A 17443-nucleotide genomic window follows, 5' to 3' on the forward strand; every position below is an offset into this window, starting at 1 on the left:
ACGACGGGGCCCGGCAACCGATACCCGATCGGCGGCCGGGCCACGGCGGGCTATGCTCGGGGGTGATTCGCCGAGGGCCGTTAGCTCAATTGGTCAGAGCAGCGGACTTTTAATCCGTTGGTTGTGGGTTCGAGTCCCACACGGCCTACGCGATGCAGGGTTGGGGAAAACCCACCGACCTGCTGCTTAGCGCCTCGACCGGTTGCGTCCGGTCGGGGCGCTTCGTCGTTTCCGCCGGCCCGGCCGGTCAGAGCACCCAGGCGGGGCTCGGCCATGGCCACCACCCGGGAACCGGCAGCAGGGGCTCCTCGTCGGCATAACGGTCACTCCACCGCCGGAACCTCTCACGGGCCGACCGGTCGGGACAGCCGGCGTCGAATTCGGGCACGGTGACCACCCTGTCGCGGTGGTCTTGCTGCGGCCCGTTGTCCCGGCGCTGAGGCTTGCTGTCCCGGCCTGTCGCGGACCCGCCGAGGGTGCACCGGTCCGGGAACCGGTGCGCCCAGGGTTCTGGCACAGGCGGTCGTCATGTGCGGGCCTGTGGGCGACGGCGCCGGCATCCGGAAGCCGCCCAACCGGATGGGGGAGTTGACGTACGAGCCGCATCCCCCGGGCTACCGTGGTGGGGCAACACGGCGCTGAGGGAGCTGTATTGACACGGGTCGCGGTAGTCGGTGGCGGGATCGGCGGTCTGGCCGTCGCGCTATTCCTGGGCCGCCGGGGGCATGCGGTCACCGTGCTGGAGCGGGACGGACGCCGGCCGGGACACGATCTCGACGCGGACTTCTTCGACTGGCGGCGCCCCGGGGTGCCCCAGGCCGTCCAGCCCCACGGGCTGCTGGCACCGGTCCGTACCGTGCTGCGCGAGGAGGCCCCCGATGTGTACGACGCGATGCTCCGGATGGGGGCGGGCGAACGCAACGAGCTGGAGTGGTTCGCCGAGCGCCCGTCCGCACGCCCGGGGGACGAGGACCTGGTCACGGTCCAGACGCGGCGCATCGTGCTGGAGGCCGCGCTCCACGATGCCGTCCATCGCGAGCCGGCCGTCGACATCCGGCTCGGGGAGCCCGCCGAGGGGCTCGTCGTCGACCGGCACCCCGGCGGCGGTGGCGTTCCCCGGGTGACGGGGGTGCGGTCGCGGTCCGGGCGGTACGACGCGGATCTGGTGCTGGACGCCGGCGGGCGCCGCTCCCCGGTGCCGGGCTGGCTGGCCGGGGCGGGCTGCCGGGGCGCGGTCGTGGAGAACCACCGCACCGGGATCGCGTACTTCTGCCGCTGGTACCGGCTGCGGCCGGACGGGCCGCGGGATCCGGGGCGGGTGAAGGCGGGTTCGGTGGCCGCCTTCGCGGTCGGCGGGGTGTTCCCGTCCGACAACGGCACCTTCGCGGTGTTCCTGACGGTGTCCACCGCCGACCCCACCCGCGCCGCGCTCCTGGATGCCGAGGTCTTCGAACGGGTGGCCCGGACCTTTCCCGCGGTGGCCGCGTGGCTGGACCTGCGGCCCGAGGCGCTCTCCCGGGTGCTCGCCATGGGCGGCCTCGACAACCGCTGGACCGGGCTGTCCGACGCGGCCGGGCCCGTGGTCACCGGCCTGGTCGGCGTCGGCGACGCGGTCACGCACACCAATCCCACGATGGGGCAGGGCGTGGCGCTGGCCCTGTGGGCGGCGCAGTGGGTGGCCCGTCACGCGGCGCACGCCGCCGCGGACCCCGACGCGTTCGCGGCCGGGTACCACCGCTGGACCGGGCGGACGCTGCGCCCCTGGTTCGACGTCCAGGTGGCCATGGACCGCGCCAACGAGGCCCGGCTCGCCCGTCCCGCGCGGCCAGTGCCTGGACCACCCTCGGAGACGGGCCGTGGCGGGGCCCGTGACACAGCCAGCGACGCAGCCCGCGACATGGCTGCCGTGTCCGCCTGCTCCTGGGACGATCCGGTCGTCATGCGGGCGCGTGCCCGCATCCGCCATCTCGTCCAGCCTGCCGACCAGGCCTACGGCACCGCGGAGGTGCGCGCCCGTGTGGCGTCCTGGCTGGCGGAGCACCCGGACTTCACACCCGGGTACGACGGCCCCGCCCGCGAGGAGTGGGAGTCGGCGGTGGGCACGCGTCATGACACGCCATGACGTGAGGTGACGTGACACGGCTCGACGGCACACGGCGGCTCGACGGCACGGCTCGACGGCACGGCGCGCACGGCACGGCGCGCACGGCACGGCGCGCACGGCACGGCGCGCACGGCACGGCGGGCGCGGCACGCGACGACACGACGACGGTGCCGGCAGTGGAGCAGCCGGCACCGTCGCCGTGGCGGTGGTCAGACGAGGAGCTTCGTCTTCGCGCGCTGGTATTCCTCTTCCGAGATCGCGCCCTTGTCCTTGAGGTCCGCGAGCTTCGACAGGTCCTCGACGTGGCTGCTCTTCGGCACACCGTTCGCGTCGGACGAGCCCGCGGCCCCTCTCACGTACGCCTTGAAGGCCGCGTCGCGTTCCTTCGCGTCCTTCACATCCCGCTGGCCCATGGATTTGCCCCGAGCGATCACGTAGACCAGAACGCCCAGGTACGGCAGCACCAGTGCCAGGACCAGCCAGCCCGCCTTGGCCCATCCGCCGAGGTCATCGCTGCGGAAGATGTCCATGATGACTCGGAACAGGAGGAAGAGCCACATGATCCAGAGGAAGAACCAGAGCATGGTCCAGAACAGGTTGAGCAGAGGGTAGTCGTCCATCGTCCACTCCAGGCACCGCGTCGAATGGCTGAATCTGAAATCAGTCATATCACCGCATTTAGGGGTTCGCCCGTTGGAGTTCCCTCTGTTCCGCCAGGAGAGGGAAGGGGGACGGACGGGGGCGATGCGGCGCGGCGCGGAGTGGAGTGGCGGCTACTTCTCCGGTGCGGCGGCGGTGTCGGAGGCCTCGACGGAGACCGTGTCGGAGGACTGCTCCGCGGGCTCTGCCGGCTGCGGGGCGGCGGGCGCGTTCGTGGCCTCCGCGGCGCGTGCGGCCGATGCGGACTTGCGGCTGTGCACCAGGATTCCGATGAAGCCGGCGATGAACCCGCTGATCAGGCCCGATATCGCATGGTTGAGCGCGTTGACCGATTCGCTGTCCGGGAGGCCGACGGCGGCGTAGTTCACCGCCGCGCTCATCACCGCTCCCATCAGTCCGCCGATGACGCCGCTGATAGCGGCGCCGCGTACGGGCGAGGGAGGTGCGGCCGGGGCGGCCGGGGCGGGAGCGGGAGCGGGGGCGGGAGTGAGCGGTGCGGTCATCGTCGAGGGCCCTCCAGACAGGCTGCGATGAGAGACCGGGAGCGGCTTGCGGGGCGCGGTGACTGCGCGTTCCGGGGCCTGCTCGCACGGGCAGCCCACCGGTCCGGGGGGTGCAGCAGTTACCTTGCGGCAGAACACGTGTTCCTTGCAACACCTTCTCGTTTTGAACACGTTGACGGCCCGGTGGAGATCGTCCGCGGGAGGCGGACTGCTCCTCTCCCGCCGGTGCGCCCACAAGGTGGCTACAGGGCCGCTTTGTTCGGATTTGCTGACCTGAATCCGGCTTCCATGCCCTGTGGTTGGGGTGGGGGTGGGTGTCGAATGTCCACAGGGGCGCACTCCTCAGGTGTGCGGCCGGGCGGCGGGCCAGGCTGCGGACCGGGCGCGTCCGTGTGCCGCCCACAGGGTGTGCGCGCCGGTGTGTGCGCCGGGTGGTCACGAGGGTGGTCATGAGTGCCTCGAACATGCCGTAGAGTTGTGTTTACCGACGCGGGGTGGAGCAGCTCGGTAGCTCGCTGGGCTCATAACCCAGAGGTCGCAGGTTCAAATCCTGTCCCCGCTACTGAAGAATCAGGCCCGGCATGCATACAGCGTGCCGGGCCTGATTCGTTTGTACGCCGTGGGCCACTGGGTCCGTCGGTTCGTGGCCCGCCGGGTTGGCCGGTGCGGGGCCGTATCGCGTACGCGTACCCCCATTGGCCGACGAGGAGTCGCCCCGCGGCCCTGCTCCGGGAAGCCTGGGGGTGGTGCGCGGTACCGTCCGCGGCCGTGGATGCACCGGGCAGGAGAGCAGCAGGTGGGGAAGCGGGAGAAGCGGCGGGGGAGGCGCGCCGGGGATGTGAGGACCCGCCGGTTCGTCCGGCTGCTGCCCACGATGATGATCGTCGGGGGCGTGCTGTTCGATGCTTTCTCCCCGCCCGAGTTCACCGCCGTCCCCTTGTACGCGGCGGCCCCGCTGATCGCCGCGCCGTTCTTCTCGCTGGCCAGCACGGTACGTACCGGTGTCGCCGCGCTGCTGGCCGTCGTCGTGCTGCGGCTGTCCAGCGGCACCCTGCTGCAGGTCGTGCCCTCCATCGAACTGCTCACCGTCCTCACCGTCTCCGTCCTCGCCGTCGTGATCAACGGGGTCGTCCGGCGCAGCAACGAGCAGCTGGCCTCCGCCCGCGTCATCGCGGAGACGGCCATGCGGGCGGTGCTGCCGACACCGTCCGACCGGATCGGCGGGCTGCAGGTGGCCGCGCGGTACGAGGCGGCGCAGGCGGACGAGTTCGTCGGCGGCGACCTGTTCTCGGTGGCGGACAGCCCGCAGGGGGTGCGGCTGGTGGTCGGGGACGTGCGCGGCAAGGGGCTGGACGCCGTGGAGGCGGTGGCGGTGGTCATCGGGGCCTTCCGGGAGGCGGCCGAACAGGAGGAGACCCTGGAGGGCGTGGCGCTGCGGCTGGAGCGCGCGCTGGCGCGGGAGTCGGACCGGCGTGGTGGCCTGGACGCGTTCGAGGGGTTCATCACCGCCGTGCTCGCCGAGGTCCCGCGGGGGGCGGGCCGGGTGCGGATCGTCAACCGCGGTCACCCCGAGCCGCTGCTCCTGCACACGGACGGAGGGCTGGATGTGCTCGGTCCGTCGGTGCCCGCGCTGCCGCTGGGGATGGACCTGGGGGTGTGGCCGGACCGGGCCGACGAGTGGGACCTGCCGGCCGGGGCGACGCTTCTCCTCTATACGGACGGCCTCTCCGAGGCCCGTAACGCCGAAGGGGTCTTCTACGACCCTGCCGAGCGGCTGCGGGGACGGATCTTCCCGGGACCCGAGGAACTCCTCTCCGCGCTGACCGATGACGTACGGCTGCATACGGGGGGCGAGTCGACGGACGACATGGCGCTGCTCGCGGTCGTGCGGCCCGCCGAGGGGCAGCCCGACCGGCGCAGGACCGTGAAGATCGTCGGTCTGGGCGACGGCGGCGGCTGAGCCGGCTCCCTGCGGTGACAGGTGAGGGGGGAGCGGTGGAGGGCGATACCACCGTCCGTAACCGAAAGACACCCCTCCGCATAACATTTGACGCAACGTCAGAAATCGGGTGCCATCCGAGGGGCGATCAACTCGCCCGATTGCACCCGGTTGTGTCCCGTAAAGTCCAGGCCAAGGACGCGAACGATCAGTGGGAACGGCTTGGAATCGGACCCCGGTGTCTATTAACGTTCGATAACGCAGCGCGGTTGTCCCAGCCGCCGTCAGTGGCGGCACCGTGCGCGAGCGCCGAATTCCGCAAGGGAACCGGGGAACCACCTACATGGGGTGAATCGGGCATCTCTGTCTTGTTTGTGAGGCGGAGGAACCCGTAGGAGACCTTCCTGCTCCGAACCCGTCAGCTAACCCGGTAGGCGAGAAGGAAGGAAAGGAGTGCGCCCCCGTGGCGTCCAACAAGCCTGCCCCCGAAGCTCCCTCTCGGTTCCGGTCCGAGTACGGCGATGACCTCGCCCCCCGGCCCGCCACCGCATTCGGTACGGAGTACGGGGCCGACTACGCGACCGATTACGGGACCGATCGGGGCAGCGACTTCGGAAACGACTTCCGCGCCGACGAGGCCGGGTCCGACAGGACCTGGGAGGAATGGAACCCCACCGAGGAGTCCATCCGCCCCGTGCGCGGCAAGCACCGCGTCGCCAAGCAGCGCAATGGTCTGGCCCGCAGTTCCACCGTCCTCGGCGTCGGCGTCATCGCGGCCGTCGGTGCGGGTGGCATGGCCACCGCCCAGAGCAAGCCGCCGGTCTCCATCTCTCTTCCCGATTCCATCGCGGACAATCTCCCCGACGCCAAGTCCCTCCCGGGCGTCGGCGCGCTGTTCTCGGGAGAGTCCGAGTCCACGGCGGACAAGGCTGCGGCCGAGACCGCTGCCGCCCCGCTGACGACCGCCGGCATCACCACCGCCGAGGCCGAGCAGGGCACCACGGACGCCGGTGAGGCACTCCGCGCCCGCATCCTCCAGCAGGCCGAGCAGCAGCAGGACGCCGCCGACGCCGAGGTCAAGGCGGCTGCGGAGAAGGCGGCCGCGGAGAAGGCCGCAGCCGAGGCGAAGAAGCAGCAGGACGCCGCCGAGGCCAAGATCGCCGCCGAGAAGAAGAAGGCGGCGGAGGAAGCGGCGAAGAAGGCGGAAGCGCTGCGGCTCGCCAAGCTCGCCGCCAGCTACGCCATCCCCACCTCCTCGTACACGATCACCTCGACCTTCGGCGAGGCCGGATCGATGTGGTCCTCCGGCTACCACACGGGCCTCGACTTCGCGGCGCCGACCGGAACACCGATCAAGGCCATCCACACCGGCACGGTCAAGTCGGCCGGCTACTCCGGTTCCTACGGCTACCGCACGGTCCTGGAGCTGGAGGACGGCACGGAGCTGTGGTTCTGCCACCAGTCCTCGATCGACGTCAGCATCGGCCAGAAGGTCACGACGGGCGACACCATCGGACGCGTCGGCGCGACCGGCAACGTGACGGGCCCGCACCTCCACCTGGAGGTCCACACCCCGGACGGCACCGGCATCGACCCGATGGCCTGGCTGCAGGCCCGCGGTCTGACGGTCTGAGACCGTCTCCCTGGATGGTTCGAGGAGGGGCCGTTTCCCGAGGCCGGTCCGAGGCCGGTCCGAAGCTTGTCCGGGACCGTTTCCCAGGACGCTCCGAGAACGCCCCTCACGCCGGTTCTCCGGCCACGAAACCCCGGCAGCCCTGACGCTCACCCCCCGACGTCAGGGCTGCCGGTCTGTCTCCGTCCGCGTGCCGCACCTGTTCAGGATGCCGCGCCGCACCTGTTCAGAATGCCGCGCTGCACCCGTTCAAGATGCACAGGCCACGGAATAGCGGAGCCCGTGGAAGTGGTTGTGCCACCCATGACTTCTCTCCGTAAGCTCGGTTCCTCCAGCCTCCAGGTCTTCCCGCTCGCCCTCGGCGGCAACGTCTTCGGATGGACGGCCGACGAGGCGCAGTCCTTCGCGGTGCTCGACGCCTACGCGGCGGCCGGCGGCAACTTCATCGACACCGCCGACGCCTATTCGGCCTGGGTCCCCGGCAACGAGGGTGGCGAGTCGGAGACCCTCATCGGCAAGTGGCTCGCCGCACGCGGCAACCGCTCCGACATCGTCGTGGCCACCAAGGTCGGCTCACACCCTGCCTACAAGGGGCTCTCCGCCACCACCATCAAGGCCGCCGCCGAGGAGTCGCTGCGCCGGCTCGGTACCGACCACATCGATCTCTACTACACGCACTTCGACGACGAGACGGTCCCGGTCGAGGAGATCATCACCGCCCTCGACCAGTTGGTGAAGGACGGCAAGGTCCGCGAGATCGCCGCCTCCAACATCAGCCCCCAGCGGCTCCGTGCCTCGCTGGACTTCTCCGAGCGTGAAGGGCTTGCCCGCTACGTGGCCCTTCAGCCCCACTACAACCTCGTCTCCCGGGACACGTACGAGGGTGAGCTCCGGGACACCGCCGCCGACGCCGGGCTTGCGGCCGTCCCGTACTACGCCCTCGCCTCCGGCTTCCTCACCGGCAAGTACCGTTCGGGTGCCGCCGTGGAGAGCGCCCGCGCCGGGAGCGCGTCCACGCACCTGGAGTCGGAGCGCGGACAGAAGGTGCTTGCCGCGCTCGACAAGGTGGCACAGGAGCGGGACGCGGAGATCGCGACCGTGGCGCTGGCGTGGCTGGCCGCCCGGCCGACCGTCGCCGCACCGATCGCCTCGGCCCGTACGGTCGAGCAGCTTCCCGCGCTGGTGGCCGTCGCCGGACTGCGGCTGACGGACCAGGAGCTGACTGACCTCACCGAGGCCTCCGCCTAGCCCTTCTGTTGGCCGTATCCCTGCGGGTTCGAGTTCGGGTTCGAGTTCGGATTCGGGTTCCGGTGCGGGGGAGGGGACGGGGAGTAGAGCGGGTACGGGCCGGGGAGCGGGTGGTACGGCGGGTTCGCGTACGGCGGCGGGCTGTAGGGCTGCCCTGCATACGGGCGCGCGGGCTGCGTGTACGCCGGGTGCGGGTACGGCCGGTGTGCCGCAGGTGCGGAACGGGGGCGCAGACGGCCCGTGGCCTGCGCCGCGTAGGTCAGGGCGGGGCGGGCGGTTTCCTTGCGCTGCCACAGGTGGTGCAGCAACTCCCGCTCGCGTTCGGCGAAGTCCGGGCCCGCCGTGCCGCGGCGGGCCTGACGGCGCAGAAAGGCCAGTGAGGTCGCGAACGACTCGTACTCGGCCACCGCGCGGGCCGCTTCCCTGCCCCGGGCCTTCCCTTCCTTCCGCGCAGCGGCGGATATCGGAGGGTGGGCGTGCGCCGGACCATGGGCGTGCGCGGGAGCGTATGCCGGGTGGTGGGCGTGGCTGTGAGGCCTTCCGTACGGGGCTTCGGCCGCCGCTGCCGTCGCGCGTCGGCGTGCGATGTCCCTGGCCATGCCGCGGGCCCGCATCGAGGAGAGGGCGAAGGGCTCGGCGGGGGACAGCCAGCCGGCCGCCGCGTACTCCGGCAGTTCGATGCCAAGCATGCGCAGCTCGCGCAGGCGGGCCCAGATCGCAAGCCAGGTCACCAGCCCGAAGGCCGGGACCATGAAGGCCCCGTACACGGCGTAGAAGCCGTACGGGCCGAACGAGGACGACCCGTTCCACAGGGCGTGCATGCCCATGGCGAGGAGCAGCCCCAGCAGCGGAAGGGCGAGGCGCCGGACCCGCTGATGGCGCGCACTGCTCGCGGCGAGCCCGAAACCGATGCCGGTCAGCACGGTGAAGAGCGGGTGGGCGAACGGCGACATCACCGCACGTACGAAGAACGTCGCCGCGGTCACCGAGGCGAAGCCCGAGCCGAGCTGCTGGTCCTCGCCGAAGGCGTTGCCGAGATAGAGGATGTTCTCGGTGAAGGCGAAACCCGTCGCGGTGAAGCCGGCGACGACCACGCCGTCCACGATCCCGCCGAACTCCCGTCGCCGGAACAGGAAGAGCAGCAGCACGGCCGCCGCCTTGGCGCTCTCCTCCACGACGGGCGCTATGACCGTCGCGCCCAGCGTGTCCGCGCTGCCCGGATCGGCCGTGGCCGTGGCGATCCACCGGGTCGCGAAGGAGTTCGCGAGGATCGCGACCAGGGCGGCCGCGCAGGCGCCCCAGGCGAAGGCGAACAGCATGTTGCGCCACGGTCCCGGTTCGACCCGGTCGAGCCAGCGGAACGCCGTCATCAGCACCGGGACCGGCAGCACGGCCAGACCCAGCCCGACGAGGAACCCGTGCGTCCCCGTCTGGTCGCGGACCAGGGCGAGGATCACCAGGCCGCAGAGCGCCAGCACGGTGAAGACGGCGACGACGCGGAGCGTCCTGCTCCGCCACAGCATGCCGACGCGGCGCGGGCGGTAACGCCACTGGCTCCGGTCCGGCACAGCGGTCAGGACCTCGCCGCCGGCCAGCTGCTCCTCGAGCGACGGGACGGCCGGCTGAGACTGTCGCTGCTGCTGAACAGACCCGTCGGACACCCCACGACCCTAACGAGCGGCACTGACAACGGCCATGGCGCGTGGTCTGCTCCTGCGGCCGGCATGGATGGCGGGTGGTCCGGCCCTGCGGTCGACGGCCATGGCGAGTGGATCGCTCCTCCCACTGACTGCGGAAGGCCGGGCGGCCCCGGAAGGCCGCCGGCCCCGTCAGCGGCGGGCGAAGAGCAGGTCGTGCACCACGTGGCCCTTGTCCAGGCCCTGTCCCTCGAACCGGGTCAGCGGCCGGAACGCGGGCCGTGGCGCATAGCCGCCGTCCGCCGCCGTGTTCTCGAAGCGGGGATGCGCCGTCAGTACCTCCAGCATCTGCTCGGCGTACGGCTCCCAGTCGGTCGCGCAGTGCAGGACCGCTCCCGGCTTCAGGCGCTGTGCCGCCAGGTCGAGGAACTCCGGCTGGATCAGCCGGCGCTTGTGGTGGCGCGACTTGGGCCACGGGTCGGGGAAGTACACCCGCAGCCCGTCCAGCGCGTCCGGCTCCAGCATCTCGCGCAGCAGGATGATCGCGTCACCGTTGGCCACCCGGATGTTGGACACGCCGTTCCGGTCCGCGAGACCGAGCAGGTTGCCCTGGCCCGGCGTGTGCACGTCGACCGCGAGGATTCCGGTGCCCGGGTCGTCGGCGGCCATCTGCGCGGTGGCCTCGCCCATGCCGAAGCCGATCTCCAGGACCACCGGGAGCCCGTCGAACAGTTCGGGCAGATCGAGGACGCGCAGCCCGTCGATGTCCAGGCCCCACTTCGGCCAGAGCCGCTCCAGGGCGTCCTGCTGGCCGGGCGTGACCCGGCTGCGGCGCGGCTGGAAGCTGCGGATCCGGCGCTCGTGGTGCGAACCGGCCGGATCGGCTGCGGGGCCGCCGGGGAAGCGGGGTTCCTGGCGCAGCCTGCGGGCACGGTCCAGGGCTGCGGCGCGCAGTTCGTCCGGGATTCCGGCGGTGGCGGGCGCGGCGTCGTCCGCACCGGTGGAGGCCGTGCCGTTCGTCCCGACGGCGGGCGGATCGGTGGGGAGCGTCCCCGAGGGGAGCGTGCTGTCCGTCTCGGCAGCGGCGTCGCCGGGCGTCGCGGGGGAGGGGTTCAAGGGCTCAGACACAATGCCCTGATTCTACGGCGGGCGGCTTCCACCCCGTCCCCTGTGCCCGGAGCAGCGCCCTGCGTGCCACCTCCCGCCCGATGGGCAGCGCGGCCGTGGCGGCGGGCGAAGGGGCGTTGAGCACGTGCACGGTGTGCGGGGCCTCACGGATCAGGAAGTCGTCCACCAGCGTGCCGTCCCGCAGCACCGCCTGGGCCCTGACCCCGGAGGGGGAGGGGCGCAGGTCGTCCTCCGTCACCTCCGGCAGCAGCCGCCGTACGGCCGCGGTGAAGGCGCGCTTCGACAGCGAGCGGTGCACCTCGCCCGCCCCGTACCTCCAGTGTCTGCGGGCGATCTGCCAGGAACCGGGCCAGCTCACGGTGGACAGCAGCTCGCGGGGCCGTACGACCGGCCAGCCGTATCCCTCGCGGGCCAGCGCCGGTACCGCGTTCGGCCCGACGTGGACGCTGCCGTCGTGGCCGCGGGTCAGATGGACGCCGAGGAACGGGAACGCCGGGTCGGGCACCGGATAGACGAGGCCGCGCACCAGCTCGGGGCGGGCCAGCTCGTAGTACTCCCCGCGGAAGGGCACGATGCGCATCCCCGGGTCGTCCCCGGCCAGCCGGGCCACCCGGTCGCAGTGCAGTCCCGCGCAGTTGACCAGCACCCGGGCCCGCACCACCAGGCCGTCCGCCGTCCGTACCGCGACGCCCCACGGCCGCCGGTCGATCTCGGTGACCTCGGCGCCGAACCTGATCAGGCCGCCGCCGCCCCGTACCTCGGTGGCGAGCCGCTCGGCGACCGCGCCGAAGTCGCACACCCCCGTCGTGCCCACCCGGATCGCGGCGAGACCCCGCACCCGCGGTTCGTACTCCGCGATCTGCGCGGGCCCCAGCTCGCGCACCGGCAGCCCGTGCTCCCGGCCGCGCTGCACCAGGGCGTGCAGGCGCGGAAGCTCGGCGCGGCCGGTCGCGACGATCAGCTTTCCGGTCACGGCGTGGGAGATCCCGTGCTCCCGGCAGAAGTCGACCATCTCGGCCGCGCCGCGTACCGCGTACCGCGCCTTCAGTGAGCCCGGGGGGTAGTAGATGCCGCTGTGGATCACCCCGCTGTTGCGCCCGGTCTGGTGGCGCGCGGGCCCCCATTCCTTCTCCAGCACGGTCACGCGTGTGCCCGGTGCGGTCCGCGTGATCGCATACGCGGCCGACAGGCCGACGATCCCGCCGCCGATCACCAGCACATCGCAGTCGTACGCCGCGTGCGTCATCATCACGCCACCTCCCACCCCGATAGTGCACTGACCCACTGACAACGCGTTCAAACCAGTGCGGGCACAGCGTGGCGCATCCCGTGCCGGCCGCCAGGGCGCGGCCCACGGGACCGGGCCGGTGCGGGGCCGGCTACGCGGGGGCGACCAGCAGCGGGCGGGCGCGCTCCCGCAGCTCGACGACGCGCGGCTCGTCCCCGTAGGGCTCCAGCCGGTGCAGCAGGTCGCGCACGTACTCGGTGGTCCGTGCGGACGAGATGCGGCCCGCGACCTCCACGGCCCGGGTGCCCGCCGCGCAGGCCGCGTCCAGGTTTCCCGACTCCAGTTCGGCGACGGCCGAGACGACGAGCCGCAGACCGTGCGAGCGGACGAACTCCTCGGTGGGTCTGGACAGCGCCTGCTCGGTGAAGCGCCGCACCTGCCGCGGGGCCTTCAGGTCGAGGTGGCACTCCGCGGCGTCGGCGGCGAAGCGGTCGTACGAGTAGAAGCCCAGCCACGACGGGTCCGCGTCGCCGTCCCTGGAGCGCTCCAGCCATCCCTCGGCGGCCTTCAGCGCGGCTCCGGCGGCCGGTGCGTCGTTCGCCTTCGCATGGGCCCGGGCCTCCACGAGGCGGAAGAAGCTCATGGTGCGTGCCGTCGCGAGACCGCGGTTGCGTTCGACCGCCGCCTGCGCGAGGTCGACGCCCTCGTCGGCGAAGCCGCGGTAGGTCGCCTGGAGTGACATGGAGGCGAGGACATAGCCGCCGAGCGGTACGTCGGCCGCGGCCCGTGCCAGGCGCAGCGCCTGGATGTAGTAGCGCTGGGCCGCTTCCTGCTGGCCGGTGTCGAAGGCCATCCATCCGGCGAGCCTGGTCAGTTCGGCGGCAGCGCCGAAGAGTGCCCGGCCCACCTCGTCGCTGTACGAGCCCAGCAGGAGCGGTGCCGCGTCAACCCGTAAGCACTCCGGGACCATGGACGAACGCCAGTCCCCGCCGCCGTACTTGGAGTCCCAGCGGCGCGCGTCCTGAGCGGCCTCCCGCAGTTTGGACACGTCACTGTGGCCGACCCGCAGCGGCGAGACGGCGTGCGCGGAATCCGGGCCCGGCTGGACGGGGATCGACAGGCTGTGCCCGGACGGCAGCGAAGCACCGGGCGGAGGTGCGGCACCGGGCGCGTTGGACGTCCCTTGCGCCCCTGATGCGCCCTGCGCGCCCTCTGTGCTGTGAGTGCCGCTGTGCGTGCCCAGGATCGCCGCGACCGCCGCCGTCGAGGCGCGGGCCACCGACGGGTCGGCGGGGGATATCAGCCAGCGGGACGCGGGGGTCGCGTACGCACTCACCGAGAACGAACCCGCCAGCGACTGCCAGATCCCGCCACTGCCCGCTCGTCGCCCGGCCAGATCCAGCCGGTACAACTCGGTCGCCGAACGGACCGCCTCACCCACATCGCGGGGGAACGCCAGCCCCACCTCCGGCGCCGGGTCGGCGTCGGCCAGCCCGATCTCGTGCAGAGGGACCGGCCGGCCGAGCTTGGCGCCGATCGCCGCTGCGATGAGATGGGGCGCGGCGCCCTGCGGCACCATGCCCTTGGAGACCCACCGGGCCACCGAGGTCTTGTCGTACCGAAGTGTCAGTCCGCGCTGCGCCCCGAGGTCGTTGACCCGCCGGGCGAGCCCGGCGTTGCTGATTCCCGCGAGGGCGAGAACGGTTCCGAGCTTGTCGTTCGGTCCGCGTTGCTCCCTGGACATGCGCCACCCCTCGACACACAGACGGCAGCCGCGTCACCGATGCGGCGCGCGGCATTCGTACCGGGTTCTCCCCAGGGACGAACCCCGGCACTCCGGCCGCACACGCATTTGGCCGAGCCCCGAGGAATATGCCGCCCTGCTGAGAACATCAGTAAACCCAGCGTAGTTCGCCGCATCCCTACCGTTAAGGGCCGGACGTCCGTATGGCGGGATTGTTGTCCGTACCGGCCACGCGCGGGGGACGCCAGGAAGTCGGGTGGCGCGAGTGACGGGAGAGGCGGGGTGGGCGAGCGGGAGGCGGACGTCGCGCGAAGGAAGGGCGGAGGAACCGCGGAGAGAACGCGGGGGTGCGGGGGAGGGTCTGTGGAGCCCTTCCGTGCCCCCGCACGGAGATCGCCGGGGTGGCGTCCTGGGGAAGTGGCCGAGGCTGTGCACGGGGTTCCGGGAGTGGGTGGGGGCGGGCGTTGCCGGCCCTCCGGTCGCCCGCCGACCAGCCAGGACCCAGGCGCCGGGGTGCGTCCGGCGCCCGGCCCGTACGGCTTCCGGGGCCTTCGTCGGGGCCTTCGTCCGGGGTGTCGGCGCGTGCTCCTGGCGTGTGGCCGTGCGCCCGGCCGTGCGCTCTGGCCCGGTCCCTGCGGCAGCGCTTGCATGGGTGCTGCGTGGGTCGGCCCGCTGTACTGGACACGGCGGGCTGGGGGAACACCGTCGCCTCATTCCCCGCAGGCGGCGGACCGGTCCGGGGGGCGGACTGCGCCTCCCGGACCTGGCGTGGAGCCGGTGCGGCACCAGGTGTCCATGTGGGTCCCAGGGCGACTGCCTCGCCCTTGCCGGGCTCGGGCGGGGTGTGGCACAGGCCTTGCGGCAGCACGGAGCGTACCGGTACGAATGTGTTCATTCATGGCCGCGATGTGCTGGTCGATCGGTTCCGGCGCCTCCTGAAATTGGCCGGATGTCGCCGGTCGGACGAGGTTGGGCCGACGGATTCGCGGACATCCCGACCGCCTTCCCGGTGGGGTGTCGGCCGTGGCCGGATCCGGGCCGTTACGTCTGGACGAGTGCGGGAACCCAACGCGCGGAATCCGCGCCTCCGTTGAGATCGGGGCCGACGCGCGCGGGCCGCCCGCGGAACGTCAGGTCCGGCAGCCGCTCTCCGGCCTTTGCCAGGGGCGCATGCGCTCGCGACGTGCGCCGTCCGTAGCCACTCCTGCGCGCCGTTGTCGTGGCAGCATGTCCGCAACGGCGCCGCGCGTTACCGGAGTTCTCCCGATACTGCCCTGCTGCGCCCTTTTGTCCACAGCCTGTGGAGGCGGCGATGCGTTGGTTGGTGGGTTGGAGCAGTATCGCCGCGAGCTTCGGCACGGCCGGAGCGGTCGGCGGCAGTGACGAGGGGCGCACGATGCACCCCGTGGGCTCCCAACTCCTGTGGGGGGACCCGGATCCGCTCTGGGCGGTGGGTGACTGGCGGCCCGACGAGATCCGCACCGTCCGGGTGGACACCGCCGAAGGCACCCCCACCGCACGGCTCGCGGTCCTCGGCTGCTGCGGTGCCACGGACGAGCAACTGCGCGTCGGCCTGCTCGCCGCACGCGGCGGAGCGCTGCGCCACCTCACCGCCTGGACCGGCAGCTACACGGCAGTCGTCCAGATAGGCCGCCGGATCACCGTGGCCGGAGACCTCGCCGGAGCCCGCCCGGTCTTCTACACGCCCTGGGCCGGCGGCACCGCCTACGCCACCGCCGCGCTCCCCCTCGCCGACCTCATCGAGGCCCAGCTGGACATCGGCCACCTCGCCGCCCTGCTCGCCTGCCCCGAAACCCCGGAGGCGCTGCGCGACGGCACTCCGTACGAGGGGGTGAAGCGCATCCCGCCCGGGCACGCGCTCATCCTCCGCGAGGGCTCGCGGGAGATCACGGGGTACGAGGCGGTGGCCTCCCTCGCCGTGGCCGCCCCCGAACTCGACCCGGTGAGCGCCGTCGACGGGGTGCGCGACGCCCTCGTCGAAGCGGTGCGCGCCCGGCTCCTGGCCCCGCGCCACGCCCCGGAAACCCTGCCGCCCGACCCCGGCCCCGTCCCCGGGATGGGCCCCGCCGAACGCCGCGCGGCCCGGGGCGCGCCCGTCCCCGGAATCGGCTCCGACCTCTCCGGGGGCAGCGCGTCGGCGACGCTCGCCCTGCTCGCCGCCGGGCTGCCCGGCCTGCCCGGGACGATCCTCGGCCACGGCACGGGCGCGGGGGAGCGGCTGCTCGCCGTCACCTTCAACGACCTGACGACCCGCGCCCATGAGGACGAGCTCGAACGCGCCCGGGTCATCGCCACCAACCCGAGGCTGCACCACGTCGTGGTCGCGGCAGGCGAAGAGGCGCTGCCCTACGCCGACCTGGACCTGGAGAGCGGCCCGCTCACCGACGAACCCGCCCCCTCCCTCGTCCTCGTCGAACGCAACCGCCGCCGCCTCTCCGCGGGCAGCGCGGACCACTTCGTGGGCGACGGTGCCCGCCAGGTGCTCGACGCCCATCCCGCCCGCCTCGCCGACCTGCTGATCGATCGCAGACGGCGCCATCTGGTGCGCCCCGTCGCCGCGCTCGCCAAGGCCGAAGGTCCGTCCGCGCACTCCCTGTTCGTGCCGTTGACCGTCTACCGGGCGGCGCGCCGACTGGCCCGCACGTCCTACCGCACCGGTCTCGAAGCCGCGGCCGGCCGCCTGCCCGACGCCAACCGCCTCACGCCCGACCTGGACACACCCGCCGACGCCTCGCTCGCCGCACTGACCTGGTCCCGCCCGGGCCCTGCCGCCCGGTGGCTCACCGGAGAGGCACTGGCCGAAGTATCGGTTCGCCTCCAGGAAGCCGCGATCCGCCCCACCTCCGTCCAGCGCCCGGGCGAGGCCCGGGCCCGAGCCGCGCTCGCCCGGCACGCCGCCGGTCACCGCATCCTGGAACAGGCCGCCGAGGTCCGCAGCCAGCGGCTGCACGCCCCCTTCCTCGACAACCAGGTCGTACGCGCAGCCCGCGCACTCCCCGAATCCCTCCGGGTCCAGCCCGGCGCCCGCGCGGCGATCCTGCGGCGGGTCCTGGCGGGTGCGGGCATCCACGAGCTGCCGCCCGGCTGGGGCACCCCGTCCCAGGCCACCCCGACCGCCGTCACCCGGACCGGCCTGCGCGCCTCGCTGCCCGAGCTGATCGCCCTGTTCGACGCCCCGCTGCTCGCCGACGCGGGCCTGGTCGAGGCCCGCGTCGTCCGCAAGGCCCTGCGCGCCGCCTCCGAGGGGGAGCCCCTGCCCCTGGACGGCCTGGCCGACCTCGCCTCCACGGAACTGTGGCTGCGCCGCCTCATCTCGCGGCGCGGTACCTGCTGGACGGGGACGGCGGCGCCGCGGCAGCGCGCGGTCGCCGGCGGGGTGGCCCCGGCCCGGCGGTCGTTGCAGGGGTAGCCGGCGGAGTGGCGGGTGGTCTGTGGGGTGGCCCGGTCCCGGCGGTCGCCGCAGGGGTGGCCTGGCCCCGGCGATCGTTGCAGGAGGTGACCGGCGGGCCCGGAGTCCGTTGTGCGTGACCCGGTGAGGCAGTCATGGCTCCGGCGGTCGCCGCAGGGGTGGCCTGGCCCCGGTGATCGTTGCAGGAGG

General features: G+C 72.6%; 11 protein-coding genes, 2 tRNA genes and 1 riboswitch. Of the genes, 7 read left to right on the plus strand and 6 right to left on the minus strand.

Annotation, left to right across the window (positions count from 1 at the left end):
* The first annotated feature begins 74 nt into the window (after nucleotides 1-74).
* Together OG446_RS19800 and OG446_RS19805 are read left to right on the plus strand one after the other, a co-directional pair.
* A tRNA-Lys gene (locus OG446_RS19800) sits at nucleotides 75-148 on the plus strand.
* Nucleotides 149-652: 504 nt separating this feature from the next.
* Entirely contained in the window at nucleotides 653-2122 is a 1470-nt protein-coding gene (locus OG446_RS19805; RefSeq protein ID WP_328895299.1) for an NAD(P)/FAD-dependent oxidoreductase, read from the plus strand.
* 191 nt (nucleotides 2123-2313) lie between these two features.
* Here OG446_RS19805 and OG446_RS19810 read toward each other — a convergent pair whose 3' ends face one another.
* Together OG446_RS19810 and OG446_RS19815 are read right to left on the minus strand one after the other, a co-directional pair.
* Nucleotides 2314-2724, minus strand: a complete 411-nt coding sequence (locus OG446_RS19810; protein ID WP_328895300.1) for an SHOCT domain-containing protein — start codon at nucleotides 2722-2724, stop codon at nucleotides 2314-2316.
* Nucleotides 2725-2877: 153 nt separating this feature from the next.
* Entirely contained in the window at nucleotides 2878-3267 is a 390-nt protein-coding gene (locus tag OG446_RS19815) for a hypothetical protein (RefSeq protein ID WP_328895301.1), read from the minus strand.
* Nucleotides 3268-3755: 488 nt separating this feature from the next.
* Here OG446_RS19815 and OG446_RS19820 point away from each other — a divergent pair.
* From OG446_RS19820 to OG446_RS19835, 4 genes are all read left to right on the plus strand, one after another.
* Nucleotides 3756-3829: transfer RNA gene (locus OG446_RS19820), tRNA-Met, on the plus strand.
* 132 nt (nucleotides 3830-3961) lie between these two features.
* The gene (locus tag OG446_RS19825; protein ID WP_443050279.1) at nucleotides 3962-5227 is read left to right on the plus strand and encodes a PP2C family protein-serine/threonine phosphatase; all 1266 of its coding nucleotides are present in this window, start codon (nucleotides 3962-3964) and stop codon (nucleotides 5225-5227) included.
* A gap of 276 nt (nucleotides 5228-5503) precedes the next feature.
* A riboswitch (cyclic di-AMP (ydaO/yuaA leader) is annotated at nucleotides 5504-5658 on the plus strand.
* A gap of 11 nt (nucleotides 5659-5669) precedes the next feature.
* The gene (locus OG446_RS19830) at nucleotides 5670-6839 is read left to right on the plus strand and encodes a M23 family metallopeptidase (protein ID WP_328895302.1); all 1170 of its coding nucleotides are present in this window, start codon (nucleotides 5670-5672) and stop codon (nucleotides 6837-6839) included.
* Between the two features lie 303 nt (nucleotides 6840-7142).
* Entirely contained in the window at nucleotides 7143-8087 is a 945-nt protein-coding gene (locus OG446_RS19835) for an aldo/keto reductase (RefSeq protein ID WP_328895303.1), read from the plus strand.
* On the opposite strand, the gene OG446_RS19840 is transcribed toward OG446_RS19835, so the two are convergent.
* The 4 genes from OG446_RS19840 to OG446_RS19855 all read right to left on the minus strand — a co-directional run bounded on the left by OG446_RS19840 (nucleotide 8084) and on the right by OG446_RS19855 (nucleotide 13824).
* Complete coding sequence (locus tag OG446_RS19840; protein ID WP_328895304.1) at nucleotides 8084-9748, minus strand: PrsW family intramembrane metalloprotease; 1665 nt, start codon at nucleotides 9746-9748, stop codon at nucleotides 8084-8086. The two genes, OG446_RS19835 and OG446_RS19840, sit on opposite strands and share 4 nt — an antisense overlap.
* A 168-nt stretch (nucleotides 9749-9916) precedes the next feature.
* Entirely contained in the window at nucleotides 9917-10852 is a 936-nt protein-coding gene (trmB, locus tag OG446_RS19845; protein ID WP_389261717.1) for a tRNA (guanosine(46)-N7)-methyltransferase TrmB, read from the minus strand.
* Nucleotides 10845-12101 (minus strand): L-2-hydroxyglutarate oxidase, encoded by a 1257-nt coding sequence (gene lhgO / locus OG446_RS19850; RefSeq protein WP_328895305.1) that lies wholly within the window; start codon nucleotides 12099-12101, stop codon nucleotides 10845-10847. Before lhgO ends, trmB begins: the two co-directional genes overlap by 8 nt.
* 130 nt (nucleotides 12102-12231) lie before the next feature.
* Complete coding sequence (locus tag OG446_RS19855; RefSeq protein WP_328895306.1) at nucleotides 12232-13824, minus strand: sporulation protein; 1593 nt, start codon at nucleotides 13822-13824, stop codon at nucleotides 12232-12234.
* A gap of 1312 nt (nucleotides 13825-15136) precedes the next feature.
* Between OG446_RS19855 and OG446_RS19860 the strand changes: the two genes are divergently transcribed.
* Entirely contained in the window at nucleotides 15137-17254 is a 2118-nt protein-coding gene (locus OG446_RS19860; protein ID WP_328895307.1) for an asparagine synthase-related protein, read from the plus strand.
* The last annotated feature ends 189 nt before the right edge of the window (nucleotides 17255-17443 follow it).

Origin of the sequence: Streptomyces sp. NBC_00236 (genome assembly GCF_036195045.1) — a bacterium.
In the GTDB taxonomy this organism is placed as follows: domain Bacteria; phylum Actinomycetota; class Actinomycetes; order Streptomycetales; family Streptomycetaceae; genus Streptomyces.

Coding starts and splice junctions, on each gene's coding strand:
- OG446_RS19855 (WP_328895306.1), bottom strand. CDS start 13,824: ATGTCCAGGGAGCAACGCGGACCGAACGACAAGCTCGGAACCGTTCTC.
- lhgO (WP_328895305.1), bottom strand. CDS start 12,101: ATGATGACGCACGCGGCGTACGACTGCGATGTGCTGGTGATCGGCGGC.
- OG446_RS19810 (WP_328895300.1), bottom strand. CDS start 2,724: ATGGACGACTACCCTCTGCTCAACCTGTTCTGGACCATGCTCTGGTTC.
- OG446_RS19835 (WP_328895303.1), top strand. CDS start 7,143: ATGACTTCTCTCCGTAAGCTCGGTTCCTCCAGCCTCCAGGTCTTCCCG.
- OG446_RS19815 (WP_328895301.1), bottom strand. CDS start 3,267: ATGACCGCACCGCTCACTCCCGCCCCCGCTCCCGCTCCCGCCCCGGCC.
- OG446_RS19860 (WP_328895307.1), top strand. CDS start 15,137: ATGCGTTGGTTGGTGGGTTGGAGCAGTATCGCCGCGAGCTTCGGCACG.